Here is a 26,849-nt window from a genome sequence, read left to right as displayed (position 1 = left end):
ATGCCTGAAACAAACGGACCGATCGGCTGAAACGGCGCGCCGACACCGTTTGCGGTGTGGCTGAGCGCGGGCTCCCCGGTGTTGTGGAGTTCTCCCGACTGAGGACGCCGGCCACCCCCAGATCGATGGAAGGGATGACGTTGATGGAGATCAACGCCGGCGATACCGCCTGGGTCTTGGTAAGCGCCGCCCTGGTGATGCTGATGACACCGGGCCTGGCTTTCTTCTACGGCGGCATGGTGCGCGTCAAGAGCGTGCTGAACATGATGATGATGAGCGCCATCACCATCGCCGTCGTCACACTGTTGTGGGTGCTGGTCGGTTACTCACTGACGTTCGGTGGTGACACCGGGCACGTGATCGGCAACTTCTCCGAGGTCGGCCTGTCCGGCCTGATCTCGCCCGACGCGGTGAGCGGGACGATCCCGACGCTCGCCTTCGTCGCCTTCCAGCTGATGTTCGCGATCATCACGCCGGCGCTGATCTCGGGCGCCATCGCCGACCGGGCCTCGTTCCGCGGCTGGATCGTGTTCGTGGTGGGCTGGACGACGCTGGTGTACTTCCCGGTCGCGCACTCGGTCTGGTTCCTGGACGACGGCAACGGCGGCTGGATCGGCGACAAGCTGGGCGCGATCGACTTCGCCGGCGGTACGGCGGTGCACGTGAACGCCGGTGCGGCCGCGCTGGCCCTGGCGATCGTGCTGGGCAAGCGGATCGGCTGGCGCAAGGACCCGATGCGACCGCACAGCCTGCCGCTGGTCGTTCTCGGTGCCGCACTGCTGTGGTTCGGCTGGTTCGGCTTCAACGCGGGCTCCGCGCTGAGCGCCGGCACCACCGCCGCGGTGACGTTCGTCAACACCCAGGTCGCCACCGCGGCCGCCGTGATCGGCTGGCTGATCGTGGAGCGGATCCGGCACGGCAAGGCCACCACGCTGGGCATGGCCTCCGGTGCGATCGCCGGTCTGGTCGCGATCACCCCGGCCTGTGGTGCGCTCACGCCGGTCGGCTCGATCATCCTCGGCCTCGTGGCCGGCGGGATCTGCGCCTTCGCGGTCTCGCTGAAGTACAAGTTCGGCTTCGACGACTCCCTCGACGTGGTCGGCGTCCACCTGGTCGGCGGTCTGGTCGGCTCGCTGGCGATCGGCTTCCTGGGTACGGCGGCCGCGCCGTCGGCCGTGGACGGTCTGTTCTACGGTGGTGGCGCCTCGCAGCTGGGCAAGCAGGCACTGGCCAACCTGGTGGTCGCGGTGTACTCCTTCACCGTCGCCTTCCTGCTCGGCAAGGTGATCGACAAGACCATCGGCTTCCGGGTCAAGGAGGACGACGAGGTCGCCGGTGTCGACCAGGTCGAGCACGCGGAGACGGCGTACGACTTCCTCGGGGCGTCCGGCCTGCGCGGCCACAGCCCGCTCGCCCGGCCGCAGGCCGCGGCCGAGGTCGACGACAATGAGACCACTGAGGCTTCGAAGGAAGGTGCGAACGCATGAAGCTGATCACCGCGGTGGTCAAGCCGCACAAGCTGGAGGACGTCCGGGCCGCGCTGGAGACGTTCGGCGTCACCGGCATGACGGTGACCGAGGCCAGCGGCTACGGCCGGCAGAAGGGCCACACCGAGGTCTACCGCGGCGCGGAGTACGAGGTGGACCTGGTCCCGAAGGTCCGGGTCGAGGTCGTCGTCGAGGACGGCGACAGCGCGGACGTGGTGGACGTGATCGTCAAGGCCGCGCAGACCGGCAAGATCGGTGACGGCAAGGTCTGGGTGACTCCGGTGGAGTCGATCGTCCGGGTGCGCACCGGCGAGCTCGACGGCGACGCACTGTAGATGGTTGATCGAGCAGCACAGCGGCGCGTCCGTGCCGAGGAGGCCGACGCGCTGCTGTACCTGCTCCTCTCGAAAGCCTGCGACGCCCTCGGTGTACCTGCCGAGGGCGTCGCGCTGGTCGCTGTCGGCGGCTACGGCCGGGAGGAGCTGTCGCCGTACAGCGACCTCGACGTGATGCTCGTGCACGCCGAGGGGTACCCACGGGTGGACGAGCTGGCCGCACAGATCTGGTACCCGCTGTGGGACTCGCGGACCAGGCTGGACCACAGTGTCCGCACGGTCGCGGAGGCCCAGAAGGCGGCTGCCGACGACATCCGGGTCGCCCTCGGCCTGCTGGACGCACGGCACGTCGCGGGAGACTCACACCTCACACTGCAGCTGCGGTCCGTGCTGATGGCCGACTGGCGCCGGACTGCCAAGACTCGGCTGCCTGCACTGGCTGAGGCGTGCAAGGACCGTGCCTCGACCGTCGGAGAGCTCGCACACCTGGCGGAGCCCGACCTGAAGGAGGCGTACGGCGGTCTGCGGGATGCCGTCGTACTGCGTGCCTTGGTGGCGTCGTGGCTGATCGACGTACCGCACCCGGTGGTGGAGCGGGCGCGACTGGACCTGCTGGAGATCCGCGACGAGCTGCACACGGTTGCGGGGCGTTCCACTGACAGGCTCGTTGCTGACGTGTCTGGAGAGGTTGCCGCGGGGCTGGGCATGGATGGGCGGGACGAGCTTCTGCGGCACGTGTACTCGACCGGCCGGACGCTCGCGCACGTGTGCGACGTGTCCTGGCGGCGGATCGAGAGCCTGATGACCCGGCCGCCTCGGTCCCGGCGTCGTCAGCGGACCGGTGGACCGTTGCTGCTGGCACTCGACGAGGGAGTCGGCCAGCACGAGGGTGAAGTCGTACTGATGCCGGACGCGCGACCAGAGCGGGACGCAGTACTGGGCCTGCGGGCTGCTGCCGTTGCTGCGGACCGAGAGCTCGTCTTGTCGCCTGCTGTCTGTGGACGGCTGGCTAATCGGGCGCTGGCGCTTCCTGAACCCTGGCCGGGTGAGGCGCGGCGGCTGCTGTGCGCTCTGCTGGGTGCGGGCAGCGGTCTGCTCGAGGTGTGGGAGGCGCTGGACCAGGCCGGGTACATCTCGCGGATCCTGCCGGAGTGGGACACCGTGCGGTTCCGGCCGCCGCAATCGGCCATCCACCGGTTCACGGTCGACCGGCACCTGCTGGAGACGTGTGTCGAGGCCTCGAAGATGGTCCGCGACGTACGGCGGCCTGACTTGCTGCTGGTCTCCGCACTGCTGCACGACCTCGGTAAGGCGGTCGAAGGCGACCACAGCGTGACAGGCGCGGTGATCGCGGGGCGAGTGGCTCGCCGGCTCGGGTTCGGGGAGTCGGACGCGGACACGATCGCACTGCTGGTCCGGCAGCACCTGATGCTTGCGCAGGTCGCTACCCGGAGGGACCTGGACGACCCCATGACTGTTGAGCTGGTTGTCGGGATCGTCCGCACTACAGAGACTTTGGACCTGCTGGAAGCCCTCACGTACGCCGACGCGCGTGCGGCCGGCCCTGCGGCATCATCGCCGTGGCGGATGCGGCTGGTCGGTGAGCTGTGCCGACGCGTGCGCAGTGAGCTGTCCGGGGGAGGGGAGAGCATGTGGACCGATGCTCCGCCGATCCCCGTGCCCACGCTGCACCAGATCGTCGGAGTTGGACGGCTCGGCGTGACCGTCTCCGAGCATCTCGGTGACTTGCGGGTCAATGTCGCCGTACCCGATCAAGTGGGCACGCTGTCGACGGTGGCGGCTGTGCTTGCGGTTGAGCGGCTCGCCGTACGGTCTGCGGTCATCACCTCCGTCGAAGGGCTGGGGATCTCGCAGTGGACCGTGGCCGGCTCGCCGCCCGACCCAGTGCGGTTGCGGGACCGGCTTGCGGTGGCCCTGCGCGACGACACCGACCTGGTACGGCGTTTGGCCGCGCGCGACTCGTCTGCGGCGAAGGTACGAGTCGCCAGCCGGGTGGATCTGTTGCCTGGTGCATCGGAGACGGCCACTGTGCTGCAGGTGCGAGCACACGACCGCCCGGGCCTGCTGTACGACGTCACCTCGGCGATCGCATCCACAGGTGCTGACATCCGCTCGGCTCACGTGAGCACGCTGGGTGCTGAGTGTGTGGACGTCTTCTACCTCACCGACAGCCACGGCTCGCCGCTGGACGACGAAGACGCGCGCACGACGGCAAAGACCGTCCTGGATCGTCTGACCTTCTAGTCTCGGCACTGTGCATGTCGTAGAGACACTCCAGCGTCAAGCGGTTGCCTGCGAGGACCTCGGGTCGTCGATGTACGCCGAGCTGTGCCGGCTCCTTGTGGACGACTACGAGGTCGGTGGGGTGTCCACCGGCGTACTGGCCGGCTATGAGGACCGCTCGTTCGGTGATGCGATCGCCCTGCGGCTGCTGGGCTCTGTGCACCGGCTTGTACTGGCAGGGGAGGCGCCGGAGCTTGCTGCGTTCTATCCGAGCGTGGGCGGATCGTGGGACTCAGTGCTCGGGTGGGAGGCGTTCGAGCAGGTGCTGCAGTCCCGGTCGGCCGAGCTGCGGTCATTGCTGACCCAGCCGCCGCAGACCAACGAGGTAGGCCGGGCTGCCGCGCTGTACGGCGGCCTGCTGCAGTTGGTCGACGCTGTGCCGCTGCCGGTGCGGTTGTTCGAGATCGGGGCGAGTGGCGGACTCAACCTGCGGGCGGACCACTTCCGGTACGACGCGCCCGACGGGACGTCCTTCGGTGCCGTGGACAGTCCGGTGGTCTTTGACGAGGCCTGGTCGGGTCAGTCGCTGAAGCCGGTGCCGTTGCGGATCGCTGAGCGGGTCGGGAGCGACATCGCGCCGGTGAACCCGCTGACCGAGGACGGTGCGCGCACTCTGACGTCGTACGTGTGGCCGGACATGCCTGTGCGACTGGCCCGGCTGCGCGGGGCCCTGGAGATCGCCCGTGAAGTCCCGGCCGACGTACGGCGGGAGGACGCGGTCTCGTTCCTGCACGGGCTTGAGTTGTCCCGCGGGCACGTGACCGTCGTGTGGCACTCGATCATGTGGCAGTACCTGACCCGCGACGACCGGGCGGCGGTGGAGGCTCGGCTTGCTGAGCTCGGAGCCACGGCAGGGGAGTCGTCGCCGTTGGCCCGCCTGCGGCTCGAGCCGCTTCCCCGGACGCCGGGCGGGCCCTACGACTTCCTGGTGGAGCTGCAGCTCTGGCCGGGCGGCGTACGGCGAATCCTCGGCCGAGCCGAGCCGCATGGCCAGGGATTGGTCTGGGAACTTCCCATCGAGGTCAAGTAAGCCCTTGTTGCCGGGCGGCGTTCAGCTGAGGGCCGCCACCAGGGTGTCGGTGAGCTCGGCGGCGTAGCTGCCGTCCGGGTCCAGGTCGGGGTCGAAGATGCCGATGTCGATACCCCGGCAGGTGGGTGCCGCAAGCAACGGTCGCAGCAGCTCGGCGAGCTGGGCGTGATCGATCCCGCCCGGGTCGGGACTGTCGACCGCCGGCATGATCTTCGCGTCCAGGATGTCGACGTCGAGATGCACCCAGAACCCGTCGAGCTCGTCCCGCTCGAGGTGCTGCAGCACACCGCTCGCTGCCGCGGCCGCGTCCTCGGCGATCTTGAGGGCCGGCCAGACCGGGATCCCGGCTGCCTCCACGTCGCCGACGTACTCGTCGTCCGCCCGGATGCCGAGCAGCGCCGCGTCAGTGTCGCGGGTGTACGGGCCCTGTTGCTCGAGATCGGTGAGATCCGCCTGCCCGCGTCCGGTGATCAAGGCGAGCGCCTCGCCACCGGCGGCCCCGACGTGCGGTGAGTTGTCGACCGTGCGAAAGTCCGAGTGCCCGTCCAGGTAGACGACGCCGTACCGCCCGCGCCGCTTCAATGCCAACGCCGGACCGAGCACGTTGCTGCACTCACCGCCCAGCAGGACCACGAATCGCTCTTCGTCGAACAGCTTCGTCAACCGGTCTGCCAGCTTCACCGTGTACGTCGCGATTCCCTCGGCGTTGAACACCCCGTCCCCCGGCTTCCACCCCTCCCGGTCATACCGGGGCGGCGTCACGCAGCCGGCGTCCCCGGCTCCGATCCGCTGGAGGAACCCCTGATCCCGGATCGCGCCCGCCAGCTTGTAACACCCCGGTACGGCGCCTGTCACCGGCGGCCTCAAGCCCAGGTTGGAAGGCCCGTCCAGCACGACCCGGCTCTTCGCCATCACACCCCCCTAACCGTTAGATCATCGATTACCGGTTAGATCGTGGTGCCCCGGTGGGCACCCTGTCAATCGGCTTGTTACCCGCGCCCGCCGCGGTCGGGTGGCGTCGCACCTTTGTCGAGGCCGGGTTTGGCGACCCCCGCGCCGGCCGGTGCTCCGGCGCCGCGGGCGCCCTGTCCGAGCGAGGGGCGATGGTTTGTCGCCCCGGCGGCGGGTGCCTGGTCGGCGAGGAAGCGCATGGAGTCGGCACGTCCGCCGACCCCGGCCGGCGCAGCCTGCTCGGCGCCGGCAGTTGCGCGCTCGACGCGGGTGCCGGCCGCGGGTGGCGGAAGTTTGCTCAGGTCGACCGTCTCGCTCCGGCCGGCAGTGCGGGCCTGCTCCTGCCCGTTGACGCGGGCCTGCTCGCCACCGTTGCCGGCTTCGGTCGAGAGCGCGGCCGCCGGGTTGGGGGCCTTCGCCGGATACGGCTCGCCGGGGTTGTTCTGGTAGTGCTCGCGGAGCTGCCCGACCGCCCGGTCCACGCCGGCCGTGGCGAGGTCCGCGGTCAGCGGTCCGCGGCCAGGGCGGTTCTGGACCCCGTCCCATTCGCCGACCGCCATCTGATTGACCACGTGTGCCCGAGCCGCCTGCTGGTGCTCCGGGTCCGGCGGCACGACATCGGCGAGCTCGTTGCGGACGACGTGGTCCGCCACGGCATCCCAGCCCATCACGACGGGCTGGTCGATCGCCGAATGCAGGAGTTGCGTGCGCTCCTGCTCGGACGAGGTCGCTCGGTTCAGCAACTCGGAGGTGGCATGTACGGCGCCGGCGTACTCGGGCTGGGGTTGCGGCAAACCGTCGTACCCGGCTCGCTGGGCGAACTCGCCGAAGTCCTCCATGGTGGCGAGTTCGGTCAGACCCTCGTTCAGTCCGAACGACTCCCGCCGCCGGACCGCGTTCGGCTCGTCCTGGGCGTCGATTCCGGCCCGGGCGTGCTTGGACTCGTGCAGGACGGTGGCCAGGGCCTGCGCCTGACGCTCAGGATCGTCGCCGAGCTCGCCGCCGGTGAGGTGGTCGAGGACCAGATCCTGGTTCAGGCGCATCGTGCCGTCGGGCGCCATCCCGCCCCACTTGTCGTCGGTGCGGGCGTACAACTCGCCGTTCCAGCGATCCTCGCCGCCCGGGTGCAGCTCCTGGGCGATCCGGTAGAGCCGGGCGAACTCCTGATAGGTCGCCGAGGACGGCTCGATCCGGACCATGCCCTCGTTGCTGACCACGGTCAGGCTCCGGCCGTTTCCTCATCAGCCCAGGGCGGACCCTCGGTCAGCAGCTCCTCGGACTTCTCCAGCCCACGGGTGAGTCCACGAATGGCGCCGCTGTCCCGGCCGGCCCGGTCCGCGATCGCCCAGATCTGCTGCCGGGCGGCGGTCAGCGCGGCCAGCCGCTGCTCCTTCGTGCCGGTGTCGAAGTCGGCCGTGTCGAGCACCCGCAGGGCCTCGGCCATCTCCGGCGACTGCCCGGAGTCGGTCGGCGTCGCCGCGGTCAGCTGCTCGATCAGGCCCTCCGCGACCCGGAGATCGGTCTCGTCGGACAACGTGGCGGCCATCTCCCGCAGTTGCGCCTGCACGCCGGCGACGTCCGGGATGCTCCCGGCCGACAACTCCTCGCGCGCCGCGACGTACTCCTGCTTGAACCGCTCGAACTCCATCGGCACCTGCCCCCTGCTCGTCACACACCGTCCCCAGCACCTTAGCTGCCGGGAGGCCCGCGGGGGCCGGCGACGACAGCCGGTGCCCGCGGGAGTTATCCACAGGACGCACGGTCGGTAGACTCGGTGGGGTTGTACTGGGTTTTCTCTGGAGAACGGACTTTTTCGTGTTCGATACGCTTTCCGATCGGTTGTCGGCCACCTTCAAGAACCTGCGTGGCAAGGGCAAGTTGACCGATGCCGATATCGACGCGACGACGCGGGAGATCCGGATCGCGCTGCTGGAGGCGGATGTCGCGCTGCCGGTGGTGAAGGAGTTCATCGCGGCGGTCCGGGAGCGGGCCAGCGGCGCCGACGTGCGCGGCGGGCTGAACCCGGCGCAGCAGGTGATCAAGATCGTCAACGAGGAGCTCGTCACGATCCTCGGCGGCGAGACCCGCGAGCTGCGGATGGCGAAGCGGCCGCCGACGGTGATCATGCTCGCCGGTCTGCAGGGTGCCGGTAAGACCACCCTGGCCGGGAAGCTGGCCAAGTGGCTGAAGGAGACCAGGCACCAGACGCCGATGCTGGTCGCGGCCGACCTCCAGCGGCCGAACGCGGTGACCCAGCTGCAGGTGGTCGGCGACCGGGCCGGCGTACCGGTCTTCGCACCCGAGCCGGGCAACGGCGTCGGCGACCCGGTGGACGTGGCCCGCCGGGCGATGGACGAGGCCCGGACCAAGCAGCACAGCGTGGTGATCGTCGACACGGCCGGCCGGCTGGGTGTCGACGAGGAGCTGATGAAGCAGGCCGCCGACATCCGCGACGCGGTCACACCGGACGAGATCCTGTTCGTGGTCGACGCGATGATCGGTCAGGACGCGGTCACCACAGCCCAGGCGTTCCTGGACGGGGTCGGTTTCGACGGCGTCGTGCTGTCCAAGCTGGACGGTGACGCCCGCGGTGGTGCCGCGCTGTCGATCGCGCAGGTGACCGGCCGCCAGGTGATGTTCGCCTCGAACGGCGAGAAGCTCGAGGACTTCGACGTCTTCCACCCCGACCGGATGGCCTCGCGCATCCTCGGCATGGGTGATGTGCTCAGCCTGATCGAGAAGGCCGAGCAGACCTTCGACGCGGAGGAGGCCGCCAAGACCGCGGCCAAGCTGCAGAAGAAGGGCGGCAAGGACTTCACCCTGGACGACTTCCTCGCCCAGATGCAGTCGGTCCGCAAGATGGGCCCGCTGACCAAGATCTTCGGCATGCTGCCCGGCGCGTCCCAGTTCAAGGACCAGCTGGAGAACTTCGACGAGCGCGAGATCGACCGGATCGAGGCGGTCATCCACTCGATGACGCCGGCCGAGCGGACCGATCCGAACATCATCAACGGCTCCCGCCGGGCCCGGATCGCGAAGGGTTCCGGCACCGAGGTCGCCACCGTCAGCGGGCTGGTCGAGCGGTTCTTCGAGGCCCGCAAGATGATGAACGCGATGGCGACCGGCAAGGGCATGCCCGGGATGCCGGGAATGCCCGGGATGCCGGGGATGGCCGGCGGTGGCGGCGGCGCCCGGAAGGCGAAGCAGCAGGCGAAGAAGGGCAGGAAGCGCGGCTCGGGCAACCCGGCCAAGCGAGCCGGCCAGGCCAACCAGCAGCCGTCCGCGCCGCAGCCGGGCCAGCTGCCCGCCGCGTTCGGCGGCGCCGGCCAGACCGGCGACGACTTCGAGCTCCCGGACGACCTGAAAAAGATGCTCGGCGGCCAGTAGGTGAACCGTCGCCGCGGTGGCCGATTCGGTCGTACGGTTGTGGGGCCTCCCGGCCTGGACTGAGGAGCGCAGGGAGCGGAGCGACTGGAGCGACGAGGGAAGGCCGGGAGCCGAGGCCCCACAACCACGCCGTGCCGGAGGCGCGGCCATGAAATGGCGCACCGTTACCGGTTGTCCATAACCCTCTGGCGACTAAGATCGTGCCTACGCCCGAACACCCGGTACTGCGGAACACGTCGAAGGACGGCTCGGATGAGGCAGCAGTTCAAGAACCTGGACACGTGGCGGGGTAAGTTGACCGCCACCTGGGTCATCTTGGCGCCGCCTACCGCCATGGTTGCCGTCTTCGTCGCCGGTGGCGTCACCTCGAACACGTTCATCGTCGACGCGCACGCGCTGGCCCAGCCGCGCCAGGACGCGCAGTTCGACGACCTGGTCGACCAGCTACCGACGCAGCCGGGTGCCGACGGCAGTCTGCCGACCCAGCAGAAGTCGCAGATCCAGGTGCCGGTGACCGGTGCGGTCGACGGCCCGGTGCAGCCGATCCCAGGGGTCACCGGCAACCCGTCGGGCATTCCGGGGACCGTGCTGGCGGCGTACCAGAAGGCTGCCAACGAGCTGGCCGTGGCGATGCCGGGTTGTCACATCACCTGGCCGTTGCTGGCCGGGATCGGCAAGGTCGAGTCCGCGCACGCCAGCGGCGGCAGGGTCGAGCCGAACGGGAACACCCGCGGCAAGATCCTCGGTCCGGTCCTCGACGGCGGTCCGGGAATGGCTGCGATCACCGACACCGATCAGGGTCTGTACGACGGGAACACGGCCTGGGACCGTGCGGTCGGGCCGATGCAGTTCATCCCGGGGACCTGGGCGGCCTTCGGGGCGGACGGCAACGGTGACGGGACCAAGGACCCGCACAACGTGTACGACGCGGCCCGGGCGGCCGGCGACTACCTGTGCTCGGGTGGGGCGAATCTGTCCGATCCGCAGGGCCTGGTGCAGGCGGTGCTGCGCTACAACCACTCGATGGACTACGTGTCGACGGTGCTGCGGTGGATGCAGACCTACGCCAACCAGACGGTGACGATCCCGGACACCGACGGCATCATCAACCCGCCGGTCGACGACAACGGCAACGTGGACGAGTCGAACGACCCGACCCGGACGGACACCTCCACCCCGGCGACGACCCCGACGACCACGCCGACGGTCCAGCCGAGCACGCCGATCCCGTCGCAGAGCACGACGTCGAAGCCGCCCGCTACGTCGAAGCCGCCGGCCACGACGCCGAAGCCCCCGATGACGGCGACGCCGAAGCCGCCGTCGAACACCCCGACGACTCCGCCGACCAACACCCCCGGCACGCCGTCGGAGACGCCGACCACGACACCGACGCCGACTCCGACTCCGACTCCGACGCCGACGCCCACCCCGACTCCGGACCCGACCTGCACGCCGACGGCGACCACCACACCCACCGAGACGCCGACGGTCACCCCGACCCCGGAGCCGTGCACGACGGCGCCCGCGGGCGACCCGAGCTCCGAGTCCACTCCGGAGCAGGCGCCTCAGGCGGGTAGCTGAACCGGTAGGGTTTCAGCCGGGGTAAGCGGGCAGATTACCTGCGTCTCGCGGGTCCTCAGCCCGCCGATTCACGCCTGAGTGGTGCCCGTTGTCGGGGGTGTTGGCGGGTCAGGTAACTTTGCGTCGACTTGATGTAACTTTCTGGCGTATAGATCGTTGAGGGGACTATGCGCCTAACCCGTAGTGGAAACCGTCGGGTCAAAATCATCATCGCTTCACTGTGCACGGCCCCTCTCCTGGTCGGGGCCATCGTGACAGTCGCCTCGGGCGGGGCCGGTGCCTCCGGTCAGCTCGCGGCGGACAGCCCGGTTGCCCCATCGCCTGGAGCCGGGCTGAACAGCGGTGAGTTCGACGAACTGACGATGATCGTCCCGCAGCGTCCCGGAGTGGACGGCCGGCTCGGTTCGGACAAGCCGGCCCGTGCCGACGTGCCCGTCCAGGGTGCGACCGACGGCCGGTCCGTGGTCCGGCCGGGACGACCGGATGCCGTCAACGGCATCCCGCGCGGGGTGTTCCCCGCCTATCGCCGCGCCACCGCGAATCTCGCCGTGGTCCGGCCGAACTGTGGGCTCACCTGGCCGTTGCTGGCCGGGATCGGCAAGGTCGAGTCCGACCACGCCAGCGGCGGCCGGGTCGACGTGGCCGGCACCACCCGGGGCAAGATCCTCGGCCCGGTGCTGAACGGTCGCGGTGGCAACGGCCGGATCACCGACTCCGACAAGGGCCGGTACGACGCCGATCTGACCTGGGACCGCGCGGTCGGCCCGATGCAGATCATCCCGCAGGTGTGGACCGAGTTCGGCGCCGATGGCAACGGTGACGGCTTCCGCAACCCGAACAACGTGTACGACGCGGTCACCACGGTCGCGGTGTACCTGTGCTCGGAGGGCGACGACCTGAAGCGGCCGCGGGACCTGGTCGCGTCGCTGCTGCGATACCAGCACTCCAAGGACTTCGTCGCCACCGTGCTGAAGTGGATGCGGGTCTACAGCAAGAACGCGGTGCTGGTGCCGAACGAGAAGGGCAGCCTGTCGGTGCCCAGGGCAACCGGTAACGCCGAGCGCAAGGTCGACCCACGCGAGGTGCCGGACATCCCGGACGACAGCAAGCCGGCCACGTCCACCACGCCGAAGCCGAAGCCGACCGCGCCGACCACGACGGACGAGCCTACGGTTCCGGACCCGGCGGACACGCCGACCAAGGAGCCGACGCACAAGCCGACCCGGCCGCCGACGAAGCCGACGCCGACCCCGACGCCGACTCCCACGCCGACGCCGACCCCGACACCGACTCCCACCCCGACACCGACTCCGACCCCGTCGGACACGCCGACCAGTTCGCCGTGCTCGTCGGCCGATCCGACCACGCCGACCTGCACCCCGGGCGGCGGCTCGCACGGCTGACACTCCTCCGGTTAACGTCGCGGTATGACGGAAACCGGCGTACTCAGGCTCGTCGGCACGGTGTTGCCGGCCGGCGAGCGGCAGGAGCTCCACCTCAGCGGTGGGCTGGTCGTCGACCGGCCCACCGCTGCCGATGTCAGTACCGTCCACACCGGCGGCTGGATCCTGCCCGGTCTGGTCGACGCGCACTGTCACATCGGGCTGGACCAGCACGGTGCCGTCGGCCGGGAGACCCAGGAGCAGCAGGCGATCGCCGATCGGGAGGCCGGTGCGCTACTGGTCCGGGACGCGGGATCGGCCGCGGACACCCGGTGGCTCGACGACCGCGAGGACCTGCCGAAGATCATCCGGGCCGGCCGTCACATCGCCCGCTCCAAGCGCTACATCCGCAACTACGGCTGGGAGATCGAGCCGGAGGAACTGGTCGCGTACGTCGAGCAGGAGGCCCGGCGTGGAGACGGCTGGGTCAAGCTGGTCGGCGACTGGATCGATCGCGACGCCGGCGACCTGACCGCCTGCTGGCCGGCCGAGGCGCTCGATGCGGCGATCGCCCGCGCCCACGAGCTCGGCGCCCGGGTCACCGCGCATGTCTTCGGTGAGCACGCCCTGCCGGACCTGCTTGCCGCCGGCATCGACTGCATCGAACACGGGACCGGCCTGCTCCCGGAGATGCTGGACCGGATGGCCGAGCACGGTGTCGCGGTGGTCCCGACACTGATCCAGCTGGAGAACTTCCCGGAGTACGCCGACCAGGCTGCCGCCAAGTTCCCGGTGTACGCGGCCCACATGCGCGAGCTGTACGACCAGCGCCTGGTCCGGCTCCGGGACGCCTACGAGGCCGGCGTACCCGTGTATGCCGGGACCGACGCGGGCGGGGTGCTCGGGCATGGCCTGGTGGCGCAGGAGATCCAGGCGCTGACGAGGATCGGCCTGTCGGGCGAGCAGGCGCTGGCCGCCGGGTCGTGGGCCGCGCGCGAGTGGCTGGGTGCCCCGAGCAACCTCCAGCCGGGTGATCCGGCCGATCTCGTCGTGTACGACGAGGATCCGCGGGCGAATCCCGCCGTACTGAGCCACCCGCGGGTGATCCTCCTGCGTGGCAAGGTGGTCTTCAGTGCGTGATGGCCTGAATTCATGCCGTGACGGGAAAAAGTTCACTCAAACCCTGGCCGCGGCGGAAGAATTTGGCCTAGCGTGACTTCCGGGACCGCCGACGCCCCTCGGCGGACCGAATCAGGGAAGGAACCGCCCCATGGGGAAAACCGCCCGAGTACCCGTGTCCAGACTCTCCGCCCTCCTCGCCACCGCGGCCGCCGGCGCCCTCGCACTGAGTGCCCTGCCGAGCAACGCGGCCGAGCCTGTCGACCCGACGTCGTCCACGAGCGAGCTCGCCGCCGCATTCGAGACGGCAGCGGCCAAGTACGACGTACCCCGGGAGGTGCTCGTCGGCGTCGGCTACGCCGAATCGCACCTCGACGGTCACAAAGGCCTGCCCAGCCAGGCGAACGGCTACGGCGTCATGCACCTGGTCAGCAACAACAAGAACCCGACGATGTCGCAGGCAACCGAGCTCACCGGTCTGCCGGTCGAGAAGCTGGCCAAGGACACCGCGTCCAACATCCTCGGTGCCGCGGCCGTCCTGGACTCGTACGCCGACGCCGCGAAGCTGACCGACAGGTCGAACCTCGGCCAGTGGTACGAGGTGATCGCGAAGTACTCGCACTCCGCCGACGCGCCGACCGGTCGGCTGTACACCGACGAGGTCTACCGGATCATCGGCCAGGGCGTGAACGCCGCGGGCGTCACCACCGAGCCGAAGAAGGTCACCCCGGACCGCGGCGCCTACGCCAAGGTCGCTCCACTCGGGACGCGGACGCCGACCTCGGTCGCGGCCGTCGACTACCCGGGCGCGATCTGGAACCCGGCCAGCACCAGCAACTACCGCGTCGGCCGGACCGCGGCGATCTCCACGATCGTCATCCACGTGACCCAAGGCTCGTACGCCGGCACGATCAGCTGGTTCAAGAACCCGTCGGCCCAGGTCAGCGCGCACTACGTGATCCGGTCCAGCGACGGCCAGGTCACCCAGATGGTGGCCGAGAAGGACACCGCCTGGCATGTGCGGACCGAGAACCCGTACACGATCGGCATCGAGCACGAGGGCTGGGTGGACCAGCCGTCCTGGTTCACCGACGCGATGTACCGCTCGTCGGCCGCGGTGACCAGGAACATCGCCGACCGCCGAGGCATCCCCAAGGACCGGGCCCACATCAAGGGTCACAGCGAGATGCCCAACAACGACCACACCGACCCGGGTCCCAATTGGAACTGGAACTACTACATGGAGCTGGTGAACGGCGCGAATCCGAACCCGCCGGAGTACAACTTCACCACCTACGGCACCGGCGTCCGGGTCCGCTCGGCGCCCAGCCTGTCCGCCTCGATCGTGACCACACTGCCCGGCCCGACCCAGGTGTACGTCGTCTGCCAGGTGCAGGGTGACCCGGTCACCGCCGAAGGCACCACCAACAACTGGTGGGCCAAGCTCCGCGACCAGGGTGGCTACATGACCAACATCTACATCGACCACCCCGACCCGAAGCTCCCCGGCGTACCTGAGTGCTAGTGAACGGCCGAGGGCCCGGGAGATCCGGGCCCTCGGCCTTGTCAGCGTGGTCCAGTGCAGGCCCGGGTGAAGAGTAGAGCCTGCTGTAGCGACTGGGGTGTGCTGGTGCCGGAGGATTGAGGCATGTTGACCAAGATCCTGTCCCGTGGCGGCAGAGCCAGCGGCTACCTCGCCCTCCGCTTCCTGACGGGTCTGGGCATCCTCGCGGCGCTCCCGCTGGGCCTGCTGTTCAGCTGGGTCCCCGGTGTACGGGCGGGTCTGGTCCGGCTGGCGAAGCTCGAGCGGGCCCAAGCCTCCCGGTACCTGGACCTGCCGGCTGAACCCGGTGGCAACTCCTTGAAGCGCAGCCTGTGGCTGCTGTGGATGCCGCTGCTCATGGTGCCCGAGCTGTTCGTGGCGGTCATCGCGGTGATCGGGGCGCCGGCCGCACTCGCCGGCATGGCGCTGTGGTGGCTTGACCCGGGCAACTTCAGCCTGATGGGTCTCGACGTCGACAGCTGGTTCGAAGCACTCACACTCGGCCCGCTGCAGATTCTGGTCAGCCTGGGCCTGCTGGGCTGGGGTGCTCCCGCAGTAGCGCGTCGCCACGCTCAGACGGTCCGCGACGTGCTGGCACCCAGTGAGGCCGAGCTGCTGACGCAGCGAGTGGAGGAGCTCACCCGGAGCCGGGCAGGTGCTGTCGACTCGCACGGGGCCGAGCTGCGTCGCATCGAACGCGACCTGCACGACGGCACCCAAGCACAGCTGGTCTCTCTGGCCATGCGGATCGGCATCGCCAAGCAGATGATGGCCGACGACCCGGAGAAGGCTGCCAGCCTGCTCGACGACGCCCGTGACGGCGCAGAGCAGGCTATGAACGAGCTGCGCGGCGTACTGCGGACCATGTACCCGCCGATCCTCGCCGACCGCGGTCTGGCCGGAGCGGTCTCCGCACTGTGCGCCCGCTGCCCACTGCCGGTGGAGCTCAGGCTGGGCGAGCTCGGGCAGGTCCCGGCGGCTGTGGAGGCCGCTGCCTACTTCGTCGTTGCCGAGTCGCTCACCAACATCACCAAACACGCCGCGGCCGGGCATGTCGACGTACTGATGGAACGGCGTGGTGCGGAGCTCTACCTGGCGATCACCGACGACGGGATCGGCGGTGCGCGGATCGGCGAAGGGTCCGACCAGCTGGGCCGGGGGAGTGGTCTGCATGGCATGCTCCACCGGGTGGAAGCGATCGACGGACGGCTGGAGCTGCAGAGCCCGATCGGTGGGCCGACCACGGTCGAGGTGGTGCTGCCGTGCGGGTCGTGATCCTGGAGGACAACCCGATCCTGGCCGAGGGCCTCAGCCTGCTGCTCGGCAACTCCGGCTTCGAGGTGGTCGCGGTCGCCGGTGACGCGGACGAGTTCGCGAAGGTCATGGCCGACAACGCGCCGGAGATCGCGATCGTCGACGTACGGCTGCCGCCCACGTTCACCGACGAGGGCCTGCGCGCCGCCATCGAGGCCCGCCGGGTCCGCCCGGGTCTCCCGGTGCTCGTGTTCTCGCAGTACGTCGAAGAGGTGTACGCCGCCGAGTTGCTGGCCGCCGGGAGTGAAGGCGTCGGCTACCTGCTCAAGGACCGGGTCTCCCGGGTGGACGAGTTCCTGGAGGCGGTGCGACGGGTGGCGGCCGGCGGGACTGTGCTCGACCCGGAAGTGGTCAGCCAGTTGATGGTGAAGCGGAGCAGTCCGCTGGACCGGCTGACGCCGCGCGAACGTGAGGTGCTCGCGCTGATGGCCGAAGGTCTCGGCAACACGGCGATCGCGGAGAAGTTGGTCATCTCCGAGGGTGCCGTCCACAAACACGTCGGCAACGTGTTCCTCAAGCTCGATCTGCCCCCGACCGACTCCGGTCACCGCCGCGTTCTCGCCGTACTGGCTCACCTCGGCCTCTGACAACGTCGGTCATTCGCCCTTGACGAGTCGTGCTCGGTAGGCCACTCTCAAGTGCGAGAGCGCTCTCACGCACCGAACCGCCCCTAGGTGAGGAGAGTCCGATGAAAGTCCTTCTAGCCGCCGTGCTCGTAGTGAGTGCGGTGACCGTCCCCAGCCAGGCCGTAGCGGCGAGCCCTGACCAGCCGCTCGCAGTACCGCGTCAAGCGGCAGCCATGCAGCAAGACCTCGGTCTGACCGAGCAGCAAATGAAGCAACGCCTGCAGGCCGAAACAGCCGCGGCCAAGCTCGTTCCGGCCGCTCAGCGAGCTGCTGGCGCCGCCTTCGGTGGCGCGTGGTTCGACGCGACCACACAGAAACTGGTGATCGGCTTGGCCGGGCAGGATCGTGCGGCTGCGGTGAAGGCGACTGGTGCGCAGACCGTCGCCGTACCGGTGACTGCTGCGGCGCTGGACCGGCGCAAGGCAGCTGTCGACAAGCTGGCCGGCAAGGCGGTACCCGATGCGGTCAGTGGCTGGGCGGCTGACCCGCGCACAGGCAGCGTCGTGATCAATGTGCAAGCAGGTAAGCGTTCCGCGGCCGTCGACGCGTTCGTGGCCAGGGTCGCGAAGGCCGGCGCGGTCACGGTCCGGGAGGTGGCTGCCCAGGCACCACAGACGTTCGCGGCCGGCACGGTCGGCGGCGACCCGTACTACGTCAGCAACATCCGCTGCTCGATCGGGTTCTCCGTACATGGCGGCTTCGTCACGGCCGGCCACTGCGGTCGCGGCGGCACGGTGCGCGGCTGGGACGGCTCGGACATGGGCAGCTTCCGCGGATGGTCGTTCCCCGACAACGACTACGGCTGGGTGTCGGTCGGCAACGGCTGGTGGACCGTGCCGGTGGTGCTCGGCTGGGGCCAGGTGAGCGACCAACTGGTCCGCGGCTCCTGGGAGGCGCCCGTCGGTTCGTCGGTCTGCCGGAGTGGGTCGACGACCCATTGGCACTGCGGCCAGATCCTGGCGAAGAACGAGACGGTGAACTACGGCAACGGCCAGTTGTTCCACGGCGCGACCAAGACCAGCGTCTGCGCCGAGGGCGGTGACTCCGGCGGGTCGTTCATCACCGGTGACCAGGCCCAGGGCGTCACCTCCGGTGGCTGGGGTAACTGCAGCAGCGGCGGGGAGACCTGGTTCCAGCCGGTCAACGAGATCCTCTCGGCCTACGGACTCACTCTGCACACCGCCTGAAACGCAACGATCCCGGATCCCCGCCGCGCGGGGATCCGGGATCGGTTGCGTCACGCAGGTTCGTTGGGAACCGACTCGAGGGTGGGCTTGTTGCCGTTGCTGGTCGAGAGCGAGTCGATCAGCTGCTTGGCCAGGGCGAAACCGGAACCGCCCATCGTGATGGTCTTCACCAGGGTGTCCTCGATGCCCTGGGCACCGTTCAGCACGACCATGTTGCCGACCTTCTCGAACGAGCCCGCCGCCGCGGCGACGATCTGCGGGTAGGCCTCGGCCAGCTGCTGGGCGACGACCGCGTCGGTGTTGGTGGCCAGCGCCTCGGCGCGGGCCTTGATACCGGCCGCCTCGGCCATCGCCTTCGCCTGGACGGCGGCCGCCTCGGCCTTACCGGTCAGCTCGGTCGCCTTCGCCTCGGCCTCACCGCGCAGCGCGACCTCACGGGCCTGAGCCTCGGCCGCGGCGATCTGCGCGTCCCGGGCGGCCTGGGCCAGCGTGCGCTGCCGGTACGCCTCGGCGTCGGCCGGCTTCAGCACCGTCGACTCCAGCTGCTTCTCGGCCAGCGACGCGTTCAGCTTCGCGGTCTCCGTCTCGGCGACGACGACCTCCTGCCGGGCCAGCGCCTCGGCCAGCGGACCGGACTGCGAGGCCTTCGAGTTCGCCTGGTCCACCTCGGCCTGGTAGCCGGCCTGTGCGATCGAGCTCTGCCGGACCGCGGCCGCCTTGGCCGCGGCTGCGACCTGCTCGCGCTCGGTCGCCTCCCGGTCCCGCTCGGCCTGCGCGATCCGGGCGGCCGCCTCGACCGCGGCGGCCTGCGGACGGCCGAGGTTCTTGATGTAGCCGGACTCGTCGTCGATCTCCTGGATCTGCAGCGAGTCCACCACCAGGCCGAGCTTCTCCATGTCGCCGGCCAGCGAGCCGCGGATGTTCGTGGTCAGCGTCTCCCGGTCGTGCAGCATCTCCTCGACCGTGGTCGAACCGACGATCGCGCGCAGGTGACCCGCGAACAGCTCGTGGATGGTGCTCATCACCTGCTCGTCGCTCTGCTCCAGGAACCGCCGGGCCGCGTTCGCGATCGAGCCGTAGTCGTCACCGACCTTGTACGCCGTGACGCCCTTGATGTGCAGCGGGATGCCCTGGCTGGACACACACGTCACCGTCAGCGGCGTGGCCCGGATGTCCAGCGGCAACCGCCGTACGGTCTGGAAACCGGGCAGCACCGCGGTGCCGCGGCCGACGACGATCTTGAAGCCGAGCGTCTCGTTGACCTGCTCGGAGCTCGAGTGCGCGCCGAGGCCGGAGATGATGAGGGCCTCGTTCGGTTCGGCCACCCGCCAGACCATCCGGAACAGGATCAGCAGGACCACCAGCGCGACGGCACCGATGATCAGGTACGTCCAGAGCATTTCCCCTCCAAGGGAACAAGATGTTTCAGAAGGCGCGAGCGACGTAGACCGTGCGGGGCGGGTCGAAGTCGACCACCACCACCGGGGTGCCCACCTCGATCACCTCGTCGGTCGCCGGGTAAGCGTAGAAGGCCTCGGTGGCACCCCGGACCGGCAGCATCACCTCGCCGACGATTCCCGGTGCGATCCGGCCGATCACGCGTCCCCGCTTCCCCACCATGACGCCCCTCCGACGTAGCTCAGCCGAGTTCAGTTCCCGAAGCCTAGTGCCATCACAGCTTGTGGCCGCGGCGGTACAGGCGCATCGTTGGAACTGGGTCGGCCTGGGGGCGTTGGGGGAGAGGTTGATGGGAGCTGAAGTCCGGGTCGGGGTCGTCGAGGAGGGGTCCGACGACGCTCGGCTCGAGGAGTTGGCCTTGCTGCTGCGGCAGGAGCTGCTGACGCTCGACGTCCGCGCGGTCGAGCCCTATTGCGAGGGTGAGGTGCCGGAGGGTTCGCGGGGGCCTGGTCTCGCGGCCATCGCGGGGGTGCTGAGTGTGTCGCTCCAGCCTGGTCTGCAGGTGCTCGGCACGGTGGTGTCAGTGGTCCGCGACTGGTTGCGCCGGTCCGGCGGCGGGCGGACGGTCAAGGTCACGATCGACGGCGACACGATCGAGCTGAGCGGTGCCAGCAACGCGGTCCAGCAGCAGCTGGTTGATGCGTGGGTTCGCAAGCACACCGGGACGGATGCATGAGATGGACGGCTCGCGCGTCGCGCTCGTGATCGCGAACGACCAGTACGACGACCCGGGCCTGCGCGCCCTGGTCGCGCCGGCCCAGGACGCGGCCGCGCTGGCGGAGGTACTGGCGGATCCGTCGGTCGGCGGCTTCGAGGTGCAGGTCCTGCACAATGCGGCGGCGCAGGAGATCCGGTTCGCCGTCGAGGACTTCTTCGCGGACCGGGCGCCCGAGGATCTGCTGATGCTCCACTTCTCTTGCCACGGCTTGAAGAACGCAGCGGGCGAGCTTTTCCTGGCTGTCGCGGACACCAAGCCGACCCGGCTGGCCTCGACCGCGGTGGCGGCGGACTTCGTCAACCGGCAGATGGCCGACAGCCGGGCCCAGCGGATCGCTTTGTTCCTCGATTGTTGCTACGGCGGCGCTTTTCCGCGCGGCATGGTCGTGCGCGCGGCCGGTGAGGCGCAGGTGCGGGACGCCTTCGCGGGCCAGGAGCAGGTGGGCGGTGGACGAGGGCGGGTGGTGGTGACGGCGTCCAGCGCGATGGAGTACGCCTTCGAGGGCGGGCAGCTCGCGTCGGACGCGTCCGCGCCGTCGGTGTTCACCAGCGCGGTCGTGGACGGGCTGTCCACCGGCGAGGCCGATCGCGACGGTGACGGGTGGGTCGGCCTGACCGAACTGGTCGGATACGTCACCGATCGGGTCCACCGGGTGACACCGAACCAGAACCCGCAGATGTGGACCTTCGGCTCCCAGGGCGAACTCCTGCTGGCCCGCAGCCGGGTCCGCCGGATCACCCCGGCACCGCTCGCCCCGGAGCTGCTCGAGGCGATGGAGAGTCCGTTGCCGGCAGCAAGATTCGGCGTGGTCGACTATCTGCGCGAGCGGCTGGCCGGGAATGACCTGAGCCAGGCGTACGGCGCGTGGCAGGCGTTGGGGCCGATGGCGGACGACGACAGCCGGCGGGTCGGTCTCGCTGCTGCGGAGGCGCTCGAGGGAGCCATCCCACGGGTCACGCCTACTGAGCTCGATCTTGGTACGACGGGGTCGGGGGAGCTGCGGCTGGAGGGGCCGCCGATCGCGTTGACCGCGGTGGCCTCGTCCACGGCGGAGTGGCTCAGGGTCGAGCAGGACGGGGCACTGATCCGGGTCCGGGCGGAGTCGCCGGCGGACGGTGAGGCGGCGGTGGTCGTCAGCGGGCCGACCGGTGAGTTGACGGTCCCGGTGCGGCTGACGATGCCGGACACCGAGTCCGAGCCGCCGCCACCGCCTCCCGAACCAGAGCCCGGACCACCAACACCAGCACCAACACCCGAGCCCCCGCACGTGGCACCGCTCCTGCAGACGCGGACCCAGCGACCCGCCGAGAAGCCGGCACCCGCTCCGGCGAGGGAGAAGCTGGCACCGGCTCAGGTGGCGGAGAAGTCGGCACCTGCTCCGGTGAGGGAGGAGCCGGCACCAGTTCCGGTGGCGGAGCAGCCGGCACCTGCTCTGGTGAGGGAGGAGCCGGCGCCAGTTCCGGTGGCGGAGCAGCGGGCACCCGCTCAGGTGGCGGAGAAGTCGGCACCTGCTCCGGTGGCGGAACAGCGGGCACCTGCTCTGGTGGCGGGGGAGCCGGCACCTGCTCCGCAGGGGGAGAAGCCGGCGCCCGGTGCGCTGGGGGAGGAGTCGTCTCGGGTTCCGCCGTGGTGGGCGATCGCCGTACTGGTCGTCGGCGCGGTGGTGCTGGTCAGACTGAACTGGCCGGGACCGGCGGAATCTCGCTATCTCTGGAAGGACGACGAGGTCACCGGGTGGTCCGTGGTGCGGAGCTGGGGTGACCCGCTCATCCTCGCGTCGGTCACCGCGCTGGTGGCGAGCCTGGTCGCCCGGTGGGTGGGGCCGATCGCGCTGGGGGTCGTGGCCGGTTGTGCCGCGGCCGTGCTCGAGGACGGTCTGCTGGTCCTCGCCGGCGGGATCTCGTACGACCAGACGGCCGCCTGGGTCGGCGCGACCGCGGTCGCTGCCCTGATGGCCGTCGTACTCCTGATCGTGCTGTGGCCTGGGAGATGGCCGGTGTGGCCGGTCTGGCTGCCCGCCGCGGTCCTGGTCGTTGCCGGGGGCATCTTGTTGCTCGTCCAGCCGTTGATCAATCAGCCCGACGGCTGGGCCTTCTTCGACGTCACCTGGCTGGCCGTGTTCGAGTCGTTCGTCACGGTTGGCATCGCCTGGCTCGCGCTGGCCGCGACCGAGGCGAGGGCCCGAACCTGGCTCGCCGCGGCCGCGGTGACGTACGCGCTGCTGAACATCGTCGCGGTGATCCCCGCGCTCACCGAGGGGGAATCGCCGCCTGTCTTCCTGACCGGGCTTGTCGGCAACGGTCTCGTCGTCGCCGGTGTGCTCAGCCGCGGATGGCGCCTTCGGTCGCGCCCTTGATGAACTGGCGGGCGAAGATCCCGAACACGATCACCAGCGGCACCATCGCCATCAGCGCACCCGTCATCACCATGCTGTAGTCGACACCGTGGCTGCGGTTCAGCGTGGACAACGCCACCTGCAGGGTGAGGTGATCGGGGTTGGTGAGCACGATCAGCGGCCACATGTAGTCGTTCCAGGACGCGACGAACGTGAAGATGCCGAGGAACGCCAACGCCGGCCGGGCCGACGGCAGCGCCACATGCCGGTACACCCCGAAGAACCCGCAGCCGTCCAGCGTCGCGGCCTCGACCAGCTCGTCGTGGATCGAGTTCTGGAAGTACTGCCGCAACCAGAAGATGCCGAACGCGTTCGCCGCCCCGGGAATGATCAGTGCCTTCAGCGAGCCGACCCAGCCGAGCAGCGCCATCGTCTGGAACTGCGGTACGGCGGCCAGCTGCGCGGGCAGCAGCATCGTCGCCAGCAGGACGACGAACAGCGTGTTCCGGCCCGGGAACCGGAACTTGGCGAACGTGAACGCGGCCAGCGAGTCGAAGAACAGCACCAGTAGCGTGGTCGAGACGGCCACCACCGCGGTGTTGGCCATCGACTGGAAGAACGCGACGTTCTCCAGCACGTGCCGGACGTTGTCGTCGAACTGCGAGCCGAAGGTGAACTTCGGCGGGAACCGGTAGATGTCCGCGGTGCTGTTCGTGGCCATGATGATGGTCCAGGCGAACGGGAACATGAACACCAGCAGGGCGACGATCAGGACGGCGTGCAGCGCGATCCCGCGCCAGCGGTAGCGCATCACTTGGTCTCACCCCTGTCGCGGAAGATTCGCCAGTTGATTGCCGTGAACAACAGCACGAGCATGAAGATGCTGAGTGCGATCGCGGCCGCGTAGCCGTAGTCGTTGTCCAGGAAGGCGGCGCGGTAGAAGAACAGGACGACCGTCATGCCGCTCTGCCCGGTGCCACCGCTGTTGCCGACCATCACCTGCGGCTCGGTGAAGGTCTGCAGTCCGCCGATGGTCGAGATGACGACGGTGAACAGTACGACGGGGCGCAGTTGCGGCAGCGTGATCGAGAAGAACGTGCGCGTCGCGCCGGCGCCGTCGACCTTGGCCGCCTCGTACTGCTCCTTGGGGATCGCCTGCAGACCGGCCAGATAGATGAGCGTGTTGTACCCGACCCACTGCCACACGATCATCGTCGAGATCGCGATCTTGATGCCCCACGGCTGGCCGAGCCAGTCCTGCTCAGGGATGCCGAGCGACCGCAACGCGGCGTTGACCAGGCCGAAGTTGGTGCTGAACACGGAACCGAAGAAGATCGCCATCGCGACCAGCGAGGTGACGTTCGGGATGAAGTAGCCGATCCGGTAGACGTTGGTGAACCGTACGGCGGACTGCAGCATCACCGCGAGCACCAGCGCGATGGCCAGCGTCGGGACGGTCGACATGAAGAACAGCACGACGGTGTTCTCCAGCGACAGCCAGAACGTCGGGTCCTCGACCAGGAACCGGAAGTTGTCGATCCCGGTGAACCGGCGCGGGCTGAGGCCGTCCCAGCGCTGGAACGCCAGCACGATCGTGGACAGCATCGGGTACAGCCCGAACACCGCGAACAGGATGTAGAACGGCGACAGGGCCAGGTAGAACCGCCAGTACGACCAGACCCGCCGGCCGCGCTGCTGACCGGTGGAAGGCCCGGTCAGCGGCTCGGTCGGCGCGGCCGGCACTGTCGCAGTTCCAGTCATGGGGCCTCCCGGCCTGGACTGAGGAGCTGAGGCAGCATTCCGCGCCGGAGGCGTGGCCATGACACTGTCACTGCACCCCCTGCCGCTTGGCGATCGCCTTCGCCTTCGAGACCGCGGCGGACCAGGCGGCGTCGGAGGTCTTGGCACCGGACTGCACGGTCTTGAGCTCGTCCTTGAACGGCTGCGCGACCGCACCGTCGGCCGGGGCCTCGTAGGCGACCGGGATCGACTTGGCCGCCGGGCCGAACACGTCGATCGGCACCTGGCCGCCGAAGAACGGATCCGCGACCTTCAGCTGCGGCTTGTCGTACGACGCCGGTGTGGCCGGGAAGATCTGCGCGTCGGCGAACGCCTTGGCCTGGTTGTCCGGGTTCAGCATGTACTTGATCACCTCGAACGCCTTGGCCGGGTCGGCCGCGTTCTTGGTGATGGTCAGGAACGAGCCGCCGAAGTTGGCCGGGCCGCTCGGGGTCGGGGCCAGCCGCCACTTGCCGACACTGGACTTGACCGCGGACTTGATGTCGAGCGCCACCCAGGCGGCGCCGACGTGGGCCGGGACCGTGCCCTGGTCGAGGCCGGCGTTCCAGTCCGGCGAACCGCTCGCGGTCTTGCCGTCGATCTTCAGCGTCATCGCCTTGACCACGGTGTCCCAGGCCTTGCGGATGTGGTCCTGGTCGCCGATGAAGGCGTTGTCCTTGGAGACGTACCGCTCGGTGCCCTGGCCGACGACGATGTCGTACAGGTCAGTGGCGTCCCAGACGATCAGGGCCTTCGGGTTCGACTTCTTCAGCTCCACACCGGCGGCGAAGAAGTCGTCCCAGGTCTTCAGCTGCTCGGCCACCTTGGCCGGGTCGCTCGGCAGACCGCCCTTGGTGAACACGTCCTCGCGGTAGTACAGCGCGGTCGGCCCGATGTCGATCGGGAGACCGATCACCTTGCCGTCCAGAGTGGTGGCCTGCTTGACCTTCCACTCGACGTAGTCGCCGAGCACCGAGTCCGCACCGACCGTCTTCAGGTCCACGAACCGCTCGGCCTGCGGCAGCATCGAGGCGATGTCCTCACCCTTGATCCCGGTGATGTCCGGGATGCCGGTGCCACCGTTGAAGGTGGTGATCAGCTTCTGCTTGAAGTCGCCGCCGATCTCGGAGTACTTGATCGTCGGGTCGGGGAAGTGCGCGATGGTGTCGTCGACCACCGACTTGCCCAGGCCGCCGGGCCAGCACCACAGCGTCAGTGTGGTGGCGGTGTTCTTCTTCGCTTCCGTCCCGGTGTCCATCCCGGACGAACAGCCGACGACCGTACCGCCGAGCACGGCCGCGAAGCCCCCAGCGAGCAGCGTCCGACGTGAGAGCTCCATGGTTCTACCTTCCTGAGTGGGCGCTGATCAGCGCTTGGAGGTGGTGGTCTTCGGGGTGGGCGGCCTGCCACGCGGTCAGGTCGGCCCAGTGGGGCGCCGCGTCGGCACCACCGAGCCGGGTCACTGACAGCGCGGCCACGAGTGCGGCGAACCGGACCCGCTGCTCGAGCGGCAGGTCCCACAGCGTGGCGGCGATGAAGCCGGCGGCGAACACATCACCCGCCCCGGTGGTGTCCGCCGCCTGTACTGGATACGCCGGTACGACGACCCGCTCACCGGTGGCGGCGTCGAGCGCCAGCGCACCGTCGGCACCGTTCGACACGACGACGAGCGGCACCAGCTCGGCCAGTCGTTCGAGGGCTTGCTCCGGGGTGTCCGTCCGGGTGTAGTTCATCGCCTCACCGGCGTTCGGCAGGAACACGTCGCAGTGCTCCAGTTGGTCGAGCACCTGCGGGTCCCACTGCTCCGACGGGTCCCAGCCGACGTCGGCGAACACCACGCAGCCGGCCGCCTTTGCCTTCGCCAGCCACTCGTTCGGCCAGGGGCCGATGTGGGCGGCGACGGCTCGGGCGACCGGCGGCGCGGTGATCAGCTCGTCGGCCGACAGCAGGGGAGGGGTGCCCCGGGTGACCAGTGCCCTGTCGTTGTCATAGGCAAGGGCCACCGTCAGCGGGGTCTGCCAGCCGGCGAGCTTGCGGGAGAGAGTCAGATCGATGCCTTCACCATCGGCGAGCCGGTCCCAGAGGCGGTCGCCGAGGTCGTCCGCGCCGAACGCCGCAGCCAGACCGGTCCGCAGGCCCAGCCGGGACAGCGCGACCGCGAAGTTGGCGATCCCGCCCGGGCTCTCGAGCGAGTCGGTGGCCCAGACCTCGGTGCCCGGACGCGGCGGAGTGGGCAGGCCGAGCACCAGGTCCTGGAACACCAGACCGGACACGACCACGTCCAGCTCCTTCATGCGATCCCACACTCCTGCA

Annotated in this window: 23 protein-coding genes; 14 read left to right on the top strand and 9 right to left on the bottom strand. The window is 69.4% G+C overall.

All coding sequences use genetic code 11. The features are described 5' to 3' along the window. The first annotated feature begins 134 nt into the window (after positions 1 to 134). The 4 genes from ACGFIF_RS22655 to ACGFIF_RS22640 are packed head-to-tail and all read left to right on the top strand — an operon-like array spanning position 135 to position 5,156. Positions 135 to 1,487: an ammonium transporter gene (locus ACGFIF_RS22655; RefSeq protein ID WP_393157659.1), complete on the top strand. Its 1,353-nt coding sequence runs from the start codon at positions 135 to 137 to the stop codon at positions 1,485 to 1,487. Further along, complete coding sequence (locus tag ACGFIF_RS22650) at positions 1,484 to 1,822, top strand: P-II family nitrogen regulator (RefSeq protein WP_132212583.1); 339 nt, start codon at positions 1,484 to 1,486, stop codon at positions 1,820 to 1,822. Before ACGFIF_RS22655 ends, ACGFIF_RS22650 begins: the two co-directional genes overlap by 4 nt. Continuing rightward, positions 1,823 to 4,087 (top strand): [protein-PII] uridylyltransferase, encoded by a 2,265-nt coding sequence (locus ACGFIF_RS22645; protein ID WP_393157013.1) that lies wholly within the window; start codon positions 1,823 to 1,825, stop codon positions 4,085 to 4,087. Between the two features lie 10 nt (positions 4,088 to 4,097). After that, positions 4,098 to 5,156 (top strand): DUF2332 domain-containing protein, encoded by a 1,059-nt coding sequence (locus ACGFIF_RS22640; protein WP_393157012.1) that lies wholly within the window; start codon positions 4,098 to 4,100, stop codon positions 5,154 to 5,156. A gap of 21 nt (positions 5,157 to 5,177) precedes the next feature. Here the strand turns inward: ACGFIF_RS22640 and ACGFIF_RS22635 are convergent, their stop codons facing one another. From ACGFIF_RS22635 to ACGFIF_RS22625, 3 genes are all read right to left on the bottom strand, one after another. Continuing rightward, on the bottom strand, positions 5,178 to 6,068 hold the full coding sequence (locus tag ACGFIF_RS22635) for an arginase family protein (RefSeq protein WP_393157010.1): 891 nt from the start codon (positions 6,066 to 6,068) through the stop codon (positions 5,178 to 5,180). A 77-nt stretch (positions 6,069 to 6,145) separates the two neighbouring features. Next, a complete protein-coding gene (locus ACGFIF_RS22630; protein WP_393157008.1) occupies positions 6,146 to 7,324 on the bottom strand; it encodes a hypothetical protein in 1,179 nt (392 codons plus the stop codon). Between the two features lie 2 nt (positions 7,325 to 7,326). Beyond that, entirely contained in the window at positions 7,327 to 7,779 is a 453-nt protein-coding gene (locus ACGFIF_RS22625; protein WP_393157006.1) for a hypothetical protein, read from the bottom strand. Positions 7,780 to 7,922: 143 nt separating this feature from the next. Here ACGFIF_RS22625 and ffh point away from each other — a divergent pair, with 143 nt between their 5' ends. From ffh to ACGFIF_RS22585, 8 genes are all read left to right on the top strand, one after another. Beyond that, entirely contained in the window at positions 7,923 to 9,494 is a 1,572-nt protein-coding gene (gene ffh / locus ACGFIF_RS22620) for a signal recognition particle protein (RefSeq protein ID WP_393157004.1), read from the top strand. Positions 9,495 to 9,746: 252 nt separating this feature from the next. Next, positions 9,747 to 11,075 carry a lytic transglycosylase domain-containing protein gene (locus ACGFIF_RS22615; protein WP_393157002.1) on the top strand — a complete coding sequence of 443 codons (1,329 nt, stop codon included), beginning with the start codon at positions 9,747 to 9,749 and terminating at the stop codon, positions 11,073 to 11,075. A gap of 251 nt (positions 11,076 to 11,326) precedes the next feature. Next, a complete protein-coding gene (locus tag ACGFIF_RS22610) occupies positions 11,327 to 12,478 on the top strand; it encodes a lytic transglycosylase domain-containing protein (RefSeq protein WP_393157000.1) in 1,152 nt (383 codons plus the stop codon). Between the two features lie 24 nt (positions 12,479 to 12,502). Further along, on the top strand, positions 12,503 to 13,597 hold the full coding sequence (locus tag ACGFIF_RS22605; RefSeq protein ID WP_393156998.1) for an amidohydrolase family protein: 1,095 nt from the start codon (positions 12,503 to 12,505) through the stop codon (positions 13,595 to 13,597). Positions 13,598 to 13,727: 130 nt separating this feature from the next. After that, positions 13,728 to 15,101 carry an N-acetylmuramoyl-L-alanine amidase gene (locus ACGFIF_RS22600; RefSeq protein WP_393156997.1) on the top strand — a complete coding sequence of 458 codons (1,374 nt, stop codon included), beginning with the start codon at positions 13,728 to 13,730 and terminating at the stop codon, positions 15,099 to 15,101. Positions 15,102 to 15,224: 123 nt separating this feature from the next. Next, positions 15,225 to 16,394 (top strand): sensor histidine kinase, encoded by a 1,170-nt coding sequence (locus ACGFIF_RS22595; protein ID WP_393156995.1) that lies wholly within the window; start codon positions 15,225 to 15,227, stop codon positions 16,392 to 16,394. After that, a complete protein-coding gene (locus ACGFIF_RS22590) occupies positions 16,382 to 17,020 on the top strand; it encodes a LuxR C-terminal-related transcriptional regulator (RefSeq protein WP_393156993.1) in 639 nt (212 codons plus the stop codon). Before ACGFIF_RS22595 ends, ACGFIF_RS22590 begins: the two co-directional genes overlap by 13 nt. 101 nt (positions 17,021 to 17,121) lie before the next feature. Continuing rightward, positions 17,122 to 18,246, top strand: coding sequence for an alpha-lytic protease prodomain-containing protein (locus tag ACGFIF_RS22585; protein ID WP_393156991.1), 1,125 nt, complete (start codon positions 17,122 to 17,124; stop codon positions 18,244 to 18,246). 50 nt (positions 18,247 to 18,296) lie between these two features. Here ACGFIF_RS22585 and ACGFIF_RS22580 read toward each other — a convergent pair whose 3' ends face one another. After that, positions 18,297 to 19,646, bottom strand: coding sequence for a flotillin family protein (locus tag ACGFIF_RS22580; RefSeq protein WP_393156989.1), 1,350 nt, complete (start codon positions 19,644 to 19,646; stop codon positions 18,297 to 18,299). A gap of 25 nt (positions 19,647 to 19,671) precedes the next feature. Further along, positions 19,672 to 19,866, bottom strand: coding sequence for a hypothetical protein (locus ACGFIF_RS22575; RefSeq protein ID WP_132212569.1), 195 nt, complete (start codon positions 19,864 to 19,866; stop codon positions 19,672 to 19,674). Between the two features lie 127 nt (positions 19,867 to 19,993). On the opposite strand from ACGFIF_RS22575, the gene ACGFIF_RS22570 reads away from it, so the two are divergent. Further along, positions 19,994 to 20,380 carry a hypothetical protein gene (locus tag ACGFIF_RS22570; protein ID WP_393156987.1) on the top strand — a complete coding sequence of 129 codons (387 nt, stop codon included), beginning with the start codon at positions 19,994 to 19,996 and terminating at the stop codon, positions 20,378 to 20,380. 1 nt (position 20,381) lies between these two features. Continuing rightward, positions 20,382 to 22,778, top strand: coding sequence for a caspase family protein (locus ACGFIF_RS22565; protein ID WP_393156985.1), 2,397 nt, complete (start codon positions 20,382 to 20,384; stop codon positions 22,776 to 22,778). Here ACGFIF_RS22565 and ACGFIF_RS22560 read toward each other — a convergent pair. The 4 genes from ACGFIF_RS22560 to ACGFIF_RS22545 all read right to left on the bottom strand — a co-directional run bounded on the left by ACGFIF_RS22560 (position 22,744) and on the right by ACGFIF_RS22545 (position 26,830). Beyond that, positions 22,744 to 23,568: a carbohydrate ABC transporter permease gene (locus ACGFIF_RS22560; protein ID WP_393157658.1), complete on the bottom strand. Its 825-nt coding sequence runs from the start codon at positions 23,566 to 23,568 to the stop codon at positions 22,744 to 22,746. The genes ACGFIF_RS22565 and ACGFIF_RS22560 overlap by 35 nt on opposite strands. Next, on the bottom strand, positions 23,568 to 24,518 hold the full coding sequence (locus ACGFIF_RS22555) for a carbohydrate ABC transporter permease (protein ID WP_393156983.1): 951 nt from the start codon (positions 24,516 to 24,518) through the stop codon (positions 23,568 to 23,570). Before ACGFIF_RS22555 ends, ACGFIF_RS22560 begins: the two co-directional genes overlap by 1 nt. A 67-nt stretch (positions 24,519 to 24,585) precedes the next feature. Then, positions 24,586 to 25,875 carry an ABC transporter substrate-binding protein gene (locus tag ACGFIF_RS22550; protein ID WP_393156981.1) on the bottom strand — a complete coding sequence of 430 codons (1,290 nt, stop codon included), beginning with the start codon at positions 25,873 to 25,875 and terminating at the stop codon, positions 24,586 to 24,588. A 4-nt stretch (positions 25,876 to 25,879) separates the two neighbouring features. Further along, positions 25,880 to 26,830: a carbohydrate kinase family protein gene (locus tag ACGFIF_RS22545; RefSeq protein WP_393156979.1), complete on the bottom strand. Its 951-nt coding sequence runs from the start codon at positions 26,828 to 26,830 to the stop codon at positions 25,880 to 25,882. Positions 26,831 to 26,849: the final 19 nt, after the last annotated feature.

Source organism: Kribbella sp. NPDC049174 (assembly GCF_043197365.1).
Lineage (GTDB): Bacteria > Actinomycetota > Actinomycetes > Propionibacteriales > Kribbellaceae > Kribbella.
This window is presented reverse-complemented; position numbering and strand designations above follow the sequence as displayed.